Genomic DNA, 12462 nt, shown 5'->3' with positions numbered 1-12462 from the left:
AACTTTAATGGCTGCACAAACGTCTATCCTTTGTACCCAGGATACGTAATTTAAATGTAAGGAGCTCTTTCATGCAATGAAAAATCTAGATATGAATCAATTAATCGCGGCCCGGATAACCGAACGGCAAGAAAATTTGTACAGACTTGCTTTTTACTATGTTAAAAACCAGGAGGATGCGCTTGATATCGTGCAGGAATCAATCAGGAAAGCACTGGCCTCCAGCAGTAAAATCAAAGACGCTGCTTCTATAGATAGCTGGTTATATAAGATCATCGTCCGAACGGCATTGGATGTTTTGCGGAAGAAAAAGAAACTGACCGTCGCCGATGATGAAACAATAGAATACTTACGCAGCGGTGAGGAAGATCACTACCCTGACCTGGATTTACAAAAGGCCCTTGAAGGACTTTCGGTCAAGTACAAAACGGTAGTCGTTCTCCGTTTCTTCGAGGACCTGAAGCTGGATGAGATAGCGGAAGTACTGGAAGAGAACGTAAGCACGATTAAAACGAGATTATATAAAGCGCTGCAACTATTGCGGATCAACATGACTGAACGGGAGGAAACAAAAAGATGGAAAAAAAACTAAAAGATCTGCGGGAAGAATATCTTAAAACACCCATACCAAAGGAATTGAATGATGTCGTCCAAGCAGCCTTGAATGAAAAGCCCAGGAAGAAGCCAAGGGTTGGCAGGAATATCCTTGTGTCAGCGGCAGCGGCGCTACTGATTGTGACAGCTTCCGTAAACATCAGTCCGGCAGCGGCGAAAGCCATGAGCGATATTCCAATAGTCGAGAAAGTCATCAAAGTGATTACCTTTGTCGAATGGAAAGAAGAAGCGAATAATTCCTCAGCAGTAATCAAAACACCTGCTATATCCGGTCTGGAGAATAAAAAGCTCGAAAATAGCTTGAATGATAAATATTTAGCGGAAAGCAAGCAGCTTTATAAGGAATTCACGGACTCCATGTCAAAACTGAAGGAAGGGGAACAGGGCAATATCTCGGTGGAAAGCGGATATGTGATATTGGCGGATAATGAAACGATATTATCTGTACAGCGTTATACGGATACGATTCAGGCCTCAAGTTCTACAGAAAGTCAATTCGATACAGTCGACAAAAAAAACGAAGTGCTATTAACGTTAAATAGCTTATTTAAAGATGATCGTTATCTTCAGGTGATCAGTGAAAACATCAAGGAACAGATGAAGCGGCAGATGGCTGAAGATCCGGAAAAGATATATTGGGTCGAAGAAAATGACCTTACTGCGTTTAAAGGCATCGATGAAAACCAAAACTTTTATATTAACGAAGATGGCAAGCTAGTCATTGCTTTTAACAGCTACGAAGCTGCGCCGGGATATATGGGGGCCGTCGAGTTCATCATCCCGACAAAGGTGCTGTCAGACCTTCTTGTTGGCGATCAATATATCCATTAAAATGGCCTATTGGAATTCTTATGACGGGCGGAAGGTTTTTAAAACGGCACAATACCCATCGAAAAAGACGAACCAACGTTACTTGATTACAGTAACCTTGGTTCGTCTCTTTTTTGTTCGAATTTCATCTGATCCAGTTCCAGCCTCATTTTTTCCGTCTCCATAAGGAAGTTTTCATGTTTAAGTTTTTCAAGTTCCAATTCAACTTGTAGCATCTTGTGTTTGTTTTTTGACTGTTTTTCGAAATGGCTTGTCAGTATGGCGATTATAGGAATGGAAAAAATCATCACGACGGTTATGATTCCGAACATTATGGAGCCTCCTCGTTTTTATATCTAGTATACGGTGAATAGAAAGGTTGTGGTGGGGTTATTTCAAAATTCGTCATTTCCGATTCGCATTAATAAATGGATGGCAACCAAAGTGATATGAACGTAATACCATGGGTGAAGTTAGGGCAATATATCATTGATGGTCGATTCCTATAAGACTTTATAGAGTGTTTTCTTCTGTATAATACCAACTTTTGCATATGTGGTGGAAAGCCACTTCTATATTATTTTGAAATTAATTATTTAAATATACTAAATATTTGTTTACAATAGAGAAAATTAAATGTTATTATACAATAATAAAAGGAGGGCTAGGTATGGCAACGATAAATAAACAGAAAATTGTGGATAGTGTACCTCAAAAAGGTTTCTTTGGAAACCCTAAAGGACTTTTCACCCTTTTCTTTACTGAGTTCTGGGAGCGTTTCTCCTACTATGGCATGAGGGCCATTCTTGTATACTATATGTATTACGAAGTTTCTAAAGGGGGACTTGGCCTTGATGAAACTACTGCTCTTTCCCTTGTATCCATCTACGGATCTTTAGTATATATGTCAGGAATAATTGGCGGCTGGCTCGCCGATAGGGTTTTCGGGACTTCAAAAGCCGTATTATACGGTGGTATCTTGATCATGCTTGGGCATATAGTCCTTGCTGTACCAGGCAATCTCTCCATGTTCTTTGTTTCCATGGTACTCATTGTTCTGGGTACTGGTTTATTAAAACCGAATGTTTCCAGCATTGTCGGTGAAATTTACGCAGAAAATGATGAACGCCGGGATTCCGGTTTCAGTATATTCTATATGGGTATCAACATGGGTGCATTCCTTTCACCACTCATTGTTGGTTCAGTCATGAACTACAGCTTCCACCTTGGGTTTGGTATATCAGCAATTGGTATGTTAATTGGACTTATCGTCTTTGTTGCAACAAAGAAAAAGAACCTGGGCTTGGCTGGAACTTTTCCTGCTAACCCATTATCACAAAATGAAAAGAAAAAAGTATTCACTAAATTGGGTATAGCTGTACTTATCATAGCTGTCATCATTGGCATCACGGCTTCTGCAGGCATCTTAACGATTGAAACCTTTATTAACCTTGTAGGTATTCTAGGAATCGTTATTCCGACCCTTTATTTCATTTTCATGTATCGCAGCCCAAAAACGACTTCTGTTGAACGTTCACGCTTGCTTGCTTATATTCCTTTGTTCATAGCAGCTGTCATGTTCTGGGCGATTCAAGAGCAAGGTGCAACAATATTGGCAAACTATGCAGATAAACGGACACAGTTGAATTTTGCTGGAATCGAAATAAACCCGGCATGGTTCCAATCTTTGAACCCTTTGTTCATCATAACCCTTGCACCAGTATTCGCATGGTTATGGATTAAACTAGGAAAGCGTCAGCCGACGATTCCTCAAAAATTCTCAATCGGTCTACTGTTCGCCGGTCTATCATTCCTGGTGATCCTGCTTCCTGTTTATTTCGGTGGATCAGACGCATTAGTCAATCCGCTATGGCTTGTACTTAGCTATTTCCTTGTAGTACTTGGAGAACTTTGTTTATCTCCTGTAGGACTTTCAGCTACTACAAAATTAGCTCCAGCTGCATTCTCGGCACAAACGATGAGCCTGTGGTTCCTGGCAAGTGCAGCAGCACAAGCACTGAACGCACAAATCGTCAGATTCTACACACCTCAAACCGAAATGGCTTATTTTGGAGTGATCGGTGTTGCCTCAATGGTTCTTGGACTTGTCCTGATGGCCTTATCACCAAAGATTCAAGGCTACATGAAAGGCATTCGCTAACGCATTAAAAAAGATGACCCCCGAATTAACGGGGTCATCTTTTTTTCATTTTTCGTGCCCACGAAAATTCTCGAATGGGTGCTATATCGATTTTTATTTGAGGTCGTGATTCAAACCTTTAACTTTTTTTTTATAGGATCCACAGTAAACACTAAGAAAAAAAATAAAATAATCTTGGGAATGGGCTCGATATCAAAGATAAAAAAAATACAATATCCTAAAATGAAATATATCGAAAATAGAATACCTAAGTACAATCTATTTTTCATTTAAACCCACCTCATTCCTTAATAAAATAAATATCTGGCTATGGAACGAGCTGAGTATCCATCCCAATTCCGCTTAACGCAATGGTCTTGCTTAGCTTTTTTTCCGGCTGCAGCGGCATTATTCCATTTAGAAGTTGAAATACCTATTCCTATTGCGAAAACACCCATACCTGTACCTATATACTTATTTGTTTTTTTTTTGCCATTATCATTACCTCCTCACTATATATCTAGTGATTCAATAATAAACTAAGTTTCAAATTGATAGATTCCAAAAGTGATCAGTGGAATTTTAGAAATGATACTGTTGCCAGGTAGAAATAAACGAATATGAAAAAAAGAGCATCCTTTATAGGATTGCTCTTTTTTTCGGTTGTAAGAACCTTTTCCTTTATTGGGTCAAACGCGTCATTTCACCAATGGTTTTCTTATTGGTTTTATTCGTTTTAGTCAATGAACTGGTTCATACCATTAGTTAAGTTCAGCCTTTTCCTGCCTGGAATCCTGGATACTTGGTCATTCCGCCATCAGCATATAAGGTCATTCCCGTTACGTAGCTAGATTCGGCGGAAGCTAGCCAAGCGGCACAAGCCGCAATTTGTTCCGGTTTTCCGATATATCCCATCGGTATCAGGTCGATGACTTCTTGTTTAGATTTTGGATCATTGAATTTTTCGGCATTGATGGGTGTGTCGATTGCTCCAGGTGAAATATTATTAATGCGAATCCCTTTAGGAGCATATTCAAGTGCAAGGGTTTCTGTCATCATCTTGACTCCGCCCTTACTTGCTGCATAGTGGACAAAATGAGGCCAAGGGATCCGGTCATGAACGGAAGACATGTTAATGATATTCCCCTTGATGCCATGATCGAGCATATAACTGATTGCTTCTCTGCTTGCCAGGAACATTCCGGTTAGATTTACATCGATGACTTTCTGCCAATCTTCAAGAGTCAATTTTTCGCTGGGCACTTCATTTTCAATACCAGCATTGTTGATCATGATGTCGATTGTGCCAAAGGTGTCCGCAGCGAATGAAAGCAATTTCTTCACATCGGCCTCCTTTGAAACGTCGCCTTGAATGGCTGCGGCTTTCCCGCCTGCCGCTTCAATCGTTTTGATGATTTCTTTATGGTCGTCATTTTCCGTGTGATAATTCAATACGACATGTGCCTTTTCTTTACCGAATCTTTCGGCCATGGCTTTTCCTAACCCTTTTGCCGCCCCAGTGATCACTACAACTTTTTTCTCTAAATCTTCATACATCATTTATCGCTCCCTTGACTATTCTTTTGTAAAGCCGATCATGATTCCGCCAGCAATTACGAGTGCACACCCTGTGATGACGAAAACCATTTGCTTTTTGGATTTTTTTTCTCCTAAAAGAAAGATGCCGCCTAAAGTGGAAATGACGATCCCCATTTGGGAAAATGAGAATGCGATGGCAACGCCTACTTTTGGATTTGCCAGCAGGAGGCCGATATTACCGACTGCCCACATCATTCCGGTTAGAATATTTCTTCCGGCATATTTATTAAACGGTTTATGTTTAATGGATAGGAGCAGGGCAGCCAGGAACATGCCAATTGCTTGCGGCAGGATCGCAGACCATCCGTCAACTTCATTCCATCTGACGACAATGACATATGTAACATAACCCACTGTTGAAATGGCAAGATATAAAACCCCTTTTTTCATGCTTCCTGCTTTTTTGTTTTCACCATCGCCGTAGCTAGTCAGCAAGACACCTGTAATCAAACAGATTATTGCAACGATGCCAATGATGATTGTCGTCTTGTCATTCCATTCCCTAAAAATGATAACTGCAAAAAATGTATTTCCCAGAATTTGCAGTCCTGTTGAAATTGGAACGGTTTTCGATACCCCGATTTCCTTGACGCTGTTGAATTGAAATAACTGCCCGAATGCCCAGCCTATCCCCGAAATGATACCGACAATCCACACTGTACTGCTCCATTCCGGCGGATTGATGAAAGACATCATGATGGCGAACAGTAATGAACCGATTGTAATGCCAAGTGTTTGATTATAAGAGTTGCCTCCGAGTTTTTCGGAAACAAGCACTAAGCTGCCCCATGTCAATGCAGGGAGTAGCGCAAAGAGAAAACCTTCCACAAATTTCATCTCCTAAACTAGAAAACAATGTTTTAATGAATATAAAATAGTTAGTTAGTAAGCTATTGAATGTATATAGAGTTTTCCCCTTATACGGGAAAGAAAACATGGTTTTAATTTACCAATTTGGAATTTTATTTTTCAGTGTGGAAACAATGAAAAAATAAGGGGTTTATGGTACTTTTAACTTAAAAACAGTTAGGAGAATTAATATGACGACACTGAATGAATGGTTTGAAAAGGGGATTCCCGCTAAAGAATTTGTATCTTCGATGAAAGTTCATAAAGAAAACTTACAATCAATTCAGGAGGGTTTTTCTGTTTCTGCAGAGGACCAAGGTTTTTTTGATGAATTAAAGACAAAGGAACTTCGAGCCATTGTCATTACGGAAGACTGGTGCGGAGACGCAATGATGAACATTCCAATACTGCTGAATATAGCTGAAGCGGCAAATATTGAAACTCGGATGGTTTTACGAGATCAAAATCTTGAACTGATGGATCAATACTTAACGAATGGAACAGCGCGTTCAATTCCCATTTTTATATTCATTGATAAGAATGGTGAAGAAAAAGCTGTTTGGGGACCACGTGCACCAAAGGTACAAGAGTATGTAATGGAGTTAAGATCAGACCTGCCGGCCAAGGATGATGAACGTTTCGAGTCAGCGCAAATAGCAGTCATCAAAAAGATAACTGCAGCTTTTGCTGAAGAAAAACACCTGTGGGATGAAGTATACAGCAGTATCAAGGAAACATTGGGAAGCTGCTGACAGCGGGGCTAACCCTTTTTAACCTTCCCTAATGAAGGGCTGTTTCAAAACGGAGACTGCAACCATTTTGATTGATGAATCTATAGTATTCATGGTTCTTTTAGTCCAAGGTTTGGGAACAGCCTTTTCATTTACTTATGATTCCGGAATGATTGTTACGCCGATTGTTCGAATAGGAGAATCTTGTGTAGCACTCTGATTCGAAGCATTGTAGTACTTTACCATTAAATCGTTCAATTCATTTTGAAAGTTACTAAAGCTTTCATCATCAAGCTTTAGTTCTAAAAGGGAAAAGGTTGAACCATCTTCAGCGTAATCTCTTTCTTCTAATTTAGTAAGATAGTTTTGATATTGAGTCATAAGGGATAATTGATAATAAGAAAAGTAGTTCACCTTTTTCTCATTAGAATATTTTTTCCATTCTTCCCCGCTAAGTCGCGCCTCTTCTTCATTTAAAACATAGTATTTTTCGGAAACGGATCTCACTTTTTTCTCTTTTACAATGCGGATGACCCCTGAATCAAATAGAACCTGTATATGTCTATATAATGTTGCTTGGGGTACATCTTTAATGATTTTTAACATTTCCAATGGTGTTAAACCATTTTCCCTGTTTCTCATTAAAGCTTGGGTAATCTTCATTCTTACAGGATGCATTAAAATTTCAGCTTTATTAATCATTTTATTCTCCTCACATTGGAAATTAAATAATTTCAATTGTAAATAATCCATGTCTTCATGTAACAAGGCTTAATAAATAGGACTATATTTTTATTGTTATTCATAATGATAATATTATCATTATGAATAACAATAAAACCTCAAACAATATTTTATCTGGAAAAAAGTAGGTGAAAAACCCCATGTTAAATGTTATCATTAATGATAATGAAAATAAGGAGTGGTATATATGAAATTGCATTATGGATGGGACGAGTTTAAAGATATTGATTTCATGCCTATTCTGCCGATTATTATACCGGTAATCGCTATTGGGATGATTTTAATCCTTATTGCATTAATTGATTTATACAGAAATCGAAAGACACGGAAAAATGTTTTATTGTGGACACTCATCATTATTTTTGCAAATACTATCGGTCCAATTCTTTACTTCGTTATTGGTAGAAAGGACAGTGACAGAATATGAAATTGGAGATTAATAATGTCACAAAAAAATTCAAAGAAAAAATAGCCGTCAATAATTTTTCAATGGAATTGCAATCTGGAGAATGTGTTGGATTGATAGGGCCCAATGGGGCTGGTAAGTCGACACTAATAAAAGTCATTGCAGATATTATTGATCCAACTATGGGTGAGGTATTGCTTGACGGTAAGAAAATTTCAAAAATGAAAAAGGAAATAGGCTACTTACCACAATACCCTAACTTCTTTCAATGGATGACTGCCAAAGAAACCCTTACATTCATGGGGCAGCTCTCGGGTATCAAAAAGGAAGAATTATTAAGCGGCATTCCAGAGATATTGTCGAAGGTAGGGTTGAGCGGTGAAGAGAATACAAAGGTGCGGACTTTTTCAGGCGGAATGAAACAAAGGCTTGGAATTGCACAGGCGCTGTTACATAAACCAGCATTGATTGTCATGGATGAACCGGTTTCTGCATTAGATCCGATCGGCCGGAGAGAAGTGTTAAATATCATAAAAGAGATAAAGAAAGATACGACCATTTTATTATCGACGCATATATTAAGCGATGCAGAAGAGATATGTGAGAGGTTTGTCATTATAAAAAGTGGTGAAAAAATTGAGGACACAACAATTTCTGAATTATTAACCAGGAATAGCGGAAATAAAATCAATGTCGAGATAACCTCTAGAAGTCAAAAATGGATTGAACATGTTAAAAGCTTGAACTTTGTCAAAGGTGTAGAGGTAATCGGAAATAAATTGAAGATAGAAGTGGAAAATATTGATTCAAACAAGAATATGTTGCTTGCGAATGCTTTGGAGCATAATGTTGATCTTATAAGGTTCGAAATAGATAACGATACATTGGAAGAGATTTTCTTGAAATTGGTGGTGGAAAAATGAGTGATTTTGCCGTTTTAGCTAAAAAGGAATTTGTTCAGATGGTACGTGAATATAAAGTGATTTGGCTGCCGCTTGTATTTATATTTTTAGGAATAACTCAACCAGTCGTAAGTTATTATTTACCTTCAATTTTAGAGGCACTGGGCGGGAGCCAAGGGATCACCATTGATCCAAGCATGGCAGCCCAAAAAGGCGGCGAAGTTCTGGCTAGTACCTTAGGGTCTCAATTTGATCAGCTAGGGATCATGATCATCATCGTTTCCACGATGGGAGTCGTACAATCCGATAAAGCAAATGGTATGCTGGCTTTCATTCTTACAAGGCCTGTGACGGTAGGATCTTACATAAGCGGGAAAATCATTTCCAATTATCTGTTTGTTGCCTTCAGTGTAGCATTGGGATATTCGGTTTCATATCTGTATGCGGTTTTCTTGTTTACGAGTGTTGATTTTACGGATTTAATAGTGGCTTTGCTATTCTATCTGCTGTGGATCCTATTTATCGTTTCATTCACGATGATGATCAGTACCATTTTTAATAGTCAGGGTATTATTGCATTAATTTCGATAGTATTTCTCCTCGGCTGTAGAATCATAGTTGGATTAAGTCCCGCAATGGACAATGTGAATCCAGCAAGCATGAGTAAACATGCCATGGAAGTACTGGTTTTAGGCACAGTCGATTCACAGGCGATTTGGGGTGCATTAGCGGCACTTGCATTGACCGCAGTAGCGATATTGGTAACGAACATATGGATTTCAAAAAAGAAGTTCAATAACGAATAAGTTGAGTATGAAGGAAAAATATATGACGAATACAGTTATATCTCCGAAAATGGGAATATATCAACGAAATCTATAGTTATATCTCCGAAAATAAAAATATATCAGCGTAATCTACAGTTATACGATTGAAATGAAAAAGGACTGATTTTTTACTCAGTCCTTTTTCAATATAAAGCCTGCATAAATCAGCGCAGGTCGATTAAATGAGAAACATCGCGACTATCGTTGTCACTGCTAAACCAATGGATACAGGAAGCAGATTCCGGCGGGCGAGTTCAAAGGGACTAACATTACATATAGCTGCGGCTGGTATCAGTGCCCATGGAATCAGAGTCCCTCCGCCAACCCAAATCGCGGTTATTTGCCCGAGTGCGGTCAAGGTGGCGGTTCCGCCTCCGATTGCCGTGCCAAAAAGTTTGGCGACAGATCCCGCTAAAGAAATGCCTGAGAAGCCCGATCCATCCAAGCCAGTGATGGCACCGATGCCCGTTAATGTGACGGCGGCTATTTCTTTCGTTAAAGGAACGGAGGCCGCTAAGGCGGCACCGAGGTCATTGACGATGCCGAGGGATGTTTTTGGTAAGTAGTCACCGATGATCTGATTGAATCCAGAATCACCTAGATAGAAGAATGCGGCAATCGGAATGACGGGTCCGAATACTTTAAAGCCAAATTGAAAACCCTGAATCAAATAGGCCGTTGATTTTTCAAGTCCTTGTTGTTTATGTGCGACAAGGGATAAAATCAGCAAAATGAAAACGGCAGTACCCCCAACCAATGCCGTTGCATCTCCGCCTTGCAGCTTCAAAATCGACAATGCCACAACATCCAACAGAAAGGCAATCGGAATGAAAATGGCAAAAAACCTCTTTTGTCTCAATGTAAGCAGATCTTCATTCATTGTCTGATCTTGGACAATCCCCTCATTATCCTCAGCCTTGATTTTTCCCAGCTTCATATCCCGCTTTAAAAGGATAAAGGCGGAGATGGTGGTGACGACCCCCATTGTAATGACAAGGGGGATGCTTGCAGCGATGACATCACCGACTGGTATGGAAGCAGCATCACCCGTAAGTTTAGGTGCAGCCTGAATGATGAAATCCCCTGATAATGCTATTCCGTGACCAAAAAGGTTCATCGCCATCGCCACGCCAAGGGCTGGTAAACCAGCCCGTAAAGCAACGGGGAGCAGAACAGCCCCAAGTAAGGCAACGGCAGGTGATGGCCAGAAAAACCAGGATATCATCATCATGACGATTCCGATTACCCAAAAGGCAAGTGTAGGATTTTTAATGAATTTCGCAAACGGTGCAATCATGACATCATTAATGCCCGACCTCGTTAAAACCGTGCTCATGGCAACGATGATTGAAATGATTAAAATCGTGGACATTAATTCCGTGATGGCAAAAATGAAGCTGTTGAATATCCCGCTTACGGATGAGGCTAAACTGCCTGTAGCCACTAAAGCCAAAAGGAAAATGCCAATTATGCAGATGAGGGTAGTATCACGACGTTTTACCATAAACCCAATTATCAATGCAATGAATACAACATAAATCCAATGGAGTGCCGTTAATTCCATCTCCATGATCCGTCCCCCTCATAAATATGCCTAGTTACAGATTATGAGGGAGGTACGGGGTGGTGAGTTGTTTCAAAAATTTTAAAGGCATATCTTCTTTATTTTCAACAATACTTCAAGTATCCTTAGTTTGAATAGCAACTACTGTAAATGAGGGATAAGCCGTGAAGCAAATATATAGTGATGTCATACAATTTCGGGGTACACATTATGAGTTTGGATACATGCAAGGGGAGGAATTAAAAGATTCATTAACGGTAAAAAATCGTGAAGATCAGTGGAAGATCAGACAGCCTCGGTTTACGGTTGAAGAAGAAGAGGTCAAGAAAGCCATTACGCAATTCGCCCCTGGAGTTTGGGAAGAATTACTTGGATTGCAAGAAGCGCTGAAATGGCCAATTGACCGCGTGCTGCAAGAGTTTGGTGGATACCGATTGGATTATGTTCGGTCGGGCTGTTCCATCATGACAGGCGATGATTATCTCATTCGCAATTATGATTACCACCCGAAGACCTATGAAGGACGCTATGTCTTATTCCAGCCAACCGATCAAGGGTATTCAAGCATCGGCCCTAGTCAGCGAGGGACTGGCCGGATGGATGGAATGAATGAAAAAGGTTTGGTGATAGGCTATAACTTCATGAATCGCAAGAACCCCGGTGATGGTTTTATTTGCTGCATGATTGGCAGACTGATTGTTGAATCTTGTGCGAACGTTCAGGAAGCGGTCGCGATGTTGAAGGAAATCCCGCATCGTCATTCTTTCACTTACGTCGTCTATGATAAAAGCGGAAGTACCTATATTGTGGAAACCTCCCCGAGAAATGTAGAGGTGCGTACGTCAAATGCCTGTACAAATCACTTTGAAATCATGAAAAATGAAAACCGTAACCATCTTATCGATTCAAAACGCCGATTGGGGATCATCCAAGATCAGGAAGGGAAACTTTCATCTGCATACGATGCTTATAGGTTGTTTAATGATACCAATCAAGGTGTCTTCTCGGATTTGTATAGCAGCTGGGCAGGAACGATCCATACATCCGCTTATTTACCTAAGGAGATGAAAGCTTGGATTGCCTTGGGAGGGAACCAGGAGCCAACTTCAATAGATTTTGCAAAATGGCTCGAAGGGGAAGATGTTGAGTTAAAACGAATCAAAGGTGTAATTGATACGGATATTCCCTTCGTGCATATGGATGAGGGAGCGAATTGGTTTCGGAATTGAACGTTTGAAGTGATGAATCTGAACCTTACTTTCTTAAAAGGCCCAA

At 39.9% G+C, this 12462-nt stretch carries 13 protein-coding genes; 8 read left to right on the top strand and 5 right to left on the bottom strand.

Going from position 1 to position 12462, the window contains the following annotated elements:
- Positions 1-76: 76 nt before the first annotated feature.
- Positions 77-592, top strand: coding sequence for an RNA polymerase sigma factor SigV (locus ACFVS1_RS23895; RefSeq protein ID WP_352926137.1), 516 nt, complete (start codon positions 77-79; stop codon positions 590-592).
- Positions 577-1446 (top strand): anti-sigma-V factor RsiV, encoded by an 870-nt coding sequence (gene rsiV, locus ACFVS1_RS23890; RefSeq protein WP_387551280.1) that lies wholly within the window; start codon positions 577-579, stop codon positions 1444-1446. Before ACFVS1_RS23895 ends, rsiV begins: the two co-directional genes overlap by 16 nt.
- A gap of 86 nt (positions 1447-1532) precedes the next feature.
- Here rsiV and ACFVS1_RS23885 read toward each other — a convergent pair whose 3' ends face one another.
- A complete protein-coding gene (locus ACFVS1_RS23885) occupies positions 1533-1757 on the bottom strand; it encodes a hypothetical protein (RefSeq protein ID WP_054399041.1) in 225 nt (74 codons plus the stop codon).
- A 338-nt stretch (positions 1758-2095) separates the two neighbouring features.
- Between ACFVS1_RS23885 and ACFVS1_RS23880 the strand changes: the two genes are divergently transcribed.
- Positions 2096-3586, top strand: a complete 1491-nt coding sequence (locus tag ACFVS1_RS23880) for a peptide MFS transporter (protein WP_352926141.1) — start codon at positions 2096-2098, stop codon at positions 3584-3586.
- A gap of 750 nt (positions 3587-4336) precedes the next feature.
- On the opposite strand, the gene ACFVS1_RS23875 is transcribed toward ACFVS1_RS23880, so the two are convergent.
- A complete protein-coding gene (locus ACFVS1_RS23875) occupies positions 4337-5122 on the bottom strand; it encodes a glucose-1-dehydrogenase (protein WP_352926143.1) in 786 nt (261 codons plus the stop codon).
- A gap of 18 nt (positions 5123-5140) precedes the next feature.
- Positions 5141-6001, bottom strand: a complete 861-nt coding sequence (locus tag ACFVS1_RS23870; protein ID WP_387551276.1) for a GRP family sugar transporter — start codon at positions 5999-6001, stop codon at positions 5141-5143.
- Positions 6002-6204: 203 nt separating this feature from the next.
- Between ACFVS1_RS23870 and ACFVS1_RS23865 the strand changes: the two genes are divergently transcribed.
- Positions 6205-6765 (top strand): thioredoxin family protein, encoded by a 561-nt coding sequence (locus tag ACFVS1_RS23865; protein WP_387551272.1) that lies wholly within the window; start codon positions 6205-6207, stop codon positions 6763-6765.
- 135 nt (positions 6766-6900) lie between these two features.
- Here ACFVS1_RS23865 and ACFVS1_RS23860 read toward each other — a convergent pair whose 3' ends face one another.
- The gene (locus ACFVS1_RS23860; protein WP_387551269.1) at positions 6901-7446 is read right to left on the bottom strand and encodes a helix-turn-helix domain-containing protein; all 546 of its coding nucleotides are present in this window, start codon (positions 7444-7446) and stop codon (positions 6901-6903) included.
- A 229-nt stretch (positions 7447-7675) separates the two neighbouring features.
- Between ACFVS1_RS23860 and ACFVS1_RS23855 the strand changes: the two genes are divergently transcribed.
- The 3 genes from ACFVS1_RS23855 to ACFVS1_RS23845 are packed head-to-tail and all read left to right on the top strand — an operon-like array spanning position 7676 to position 9602.
- Positions 7676-7915 carry a PLD nuclease N-terminal domain-containing protein gene (locus ACFVS1_RS23855; protein ID WP_241593422.1) on the top strand — a complete coding sequence of 80 codons (240 nt, stop codon included), beginning with the start codon at positions 7676-7678 and terminating at the stop codon, positions 7913-7915.
- Entirely contained in the window at positions 7912-8817 is a 906-nt protein-coding gene (locus ACFVS1_RS23850) for an ABC transporter ATP-binding protein (RefSeq protein WP_387551265.1), read from the top strand. The genes ACFVS1_RS23855 and ACFVS1_RS23850 overlap by 4 nt, the downstream gene beginning before the upstream one ends.
- Positions 8814-9602 carry an ABC transporter permease gene (locus ACFVS1_RS23845; protein WP_387551262.1) on the top strand — a complete coding sequence of 263 codons (789 nt, stop codon included), beginning with the start codon at positions 8814-8816 and terminating at the stop codon, positions 9600-9602. The genes ACFVS1_RS23850 and ACFVS1_RS23845 overlap by 4 nt, the downstream gene beginning before the upstream one ends.
- A gap of 199 nt (positions 9603-9801) precedes the next feature.
- Here ACFVS1_RS23845 and ACFVS1_RS23840 read toward each other — a convergent pair whose 3' ends face one another.
- A complete protein-coding gene (locus ACFVS1_RS23840) occupies positions 9802-11193 on the bottom strand; it encodes a hypothetical protein (protein WP_352926157.1) in 1392 nt (463 codons plus the stop codon).
- 158 nt (positions 11194-11351) lie between these two features.
- Between ACFVS1_RS23840 and ACFVS1_RS23835 the strand changes: the two genes are divergently transcribed.
- The gene (locus ACFVS1_RS23835; protein ID WP_352926159.1) at positions 11352-12416 is read left to right on the top strand and encodes a C45 family autoproteolytic acyltransferase/hydrolase; all 1065 of its coding nucleotides are present in this window, start codon (positions 11352-11354) and stop codon (positions 12414-12416) included.
- Positions 12417-12462 lie beyond the last annotated feature (46 nt).

Origin of the sequence: Peribacillus sp. NPDC058075, from assembly GCF_042885195.1 — a bacterium.
Taxonomy (GTDB): domain Bacteria; phylum Bacillota; class Bacilli; order Bacillales; family DSM-1321; genus Peribacillus.
Note: the sequence above shows the minus strand (reverse complement) of the source record. Positions and strands in the feature narration are given on the sequence as shown.

Excerpts from the sequence above, each read along its gene's own strand:
- ACFVS1_RS23855 (WP_241593422.1), top strand. The coding sequence starts at position 7,676 with ATGAAATTGCATTATGGATGGGACGAGTTTAAAGATATTGATTTCATG.
- ACFVS1_RS23850 (WP_387551265.1), top strand. The coding sequence starts at position 7,912 with ATGAAATTGGAGATTAATAATGTCACAAAAAAATTCAAAGAAAAAATA.
- ACFVS1_RS23840 (WP_352926157.1), bottom strand. The coding sequence starts at position 11,193 with ATGGAGATGGAATTAACGGCACTCCATTGGATTTATGTTGTATTCATT.
- ACFVS1_RS23875 (WP_352926143.1), bottom strand. The coding sequence starts at position 5,122 with ATGTATGAAGATTTAGAGAAAAAAGTTGTAGTGATCACTGGGGCGGCA.
- ACFVS1_RS23845 (WP_387551262.1), top strand. The coding sequence starts at position 8,814 with ATGAGTGATTTTGCCGTTTTAGCTAAAAAGGAATTTGTTCAGATGGTA.
- ACFVS1_RS23895 (WP_352926137.1), top strand. The coding sequence starts at position 77 with ATGAAAAATCTAGATATGAATCAATTAATCGCGGCCCGGATAACCGAA.
- ACFVS1_RS23880 (WP_352926141.1), top strand. The coding sequence starts at position 2,096 with ATGGCAACGATAAATAAACAGAAAATTGTGGATAGTGTACCTCAAAAA.
- ACFVS1_RS23865 (WP_387551272.1), top strand. The coding sequence starts at position 6,205 with ATGACGACACTGAATGAATGGTTTGAAAAGGGGATTCCCGCTAAAGAA.
- ACFVS1_RS23860 (WP_387551269.1), bottom strand. The coding sequence starts at position 7,446 with ATGATTAATAAAGCTGAAATTTTAATGCATCCTGTAAGAATGAAGATT.
- rsiV (WP_387551280.1), top strand. The coding sequence starts at position 577 with ATGGAAAAAAAACTAAAAGATCTGCGGGAAGAATATCTTAAAACACCC.
- ACFVS1_RS23870 (WP_387551276.1), bottom strand. The coding sequence starts at position 6,001 with ATGAAATTTGTGGAAGGTTTTCTCTTTGCGCTACTCCCTGCATTGACA.
- ACFVS1_RS23885 (WP_054399041.1), bottom strand. The coding sequence starts at position 1,757 with ATGTTCGGAATCATAACCGTCGTGATGATTTTTTCCATTCCTATAATC.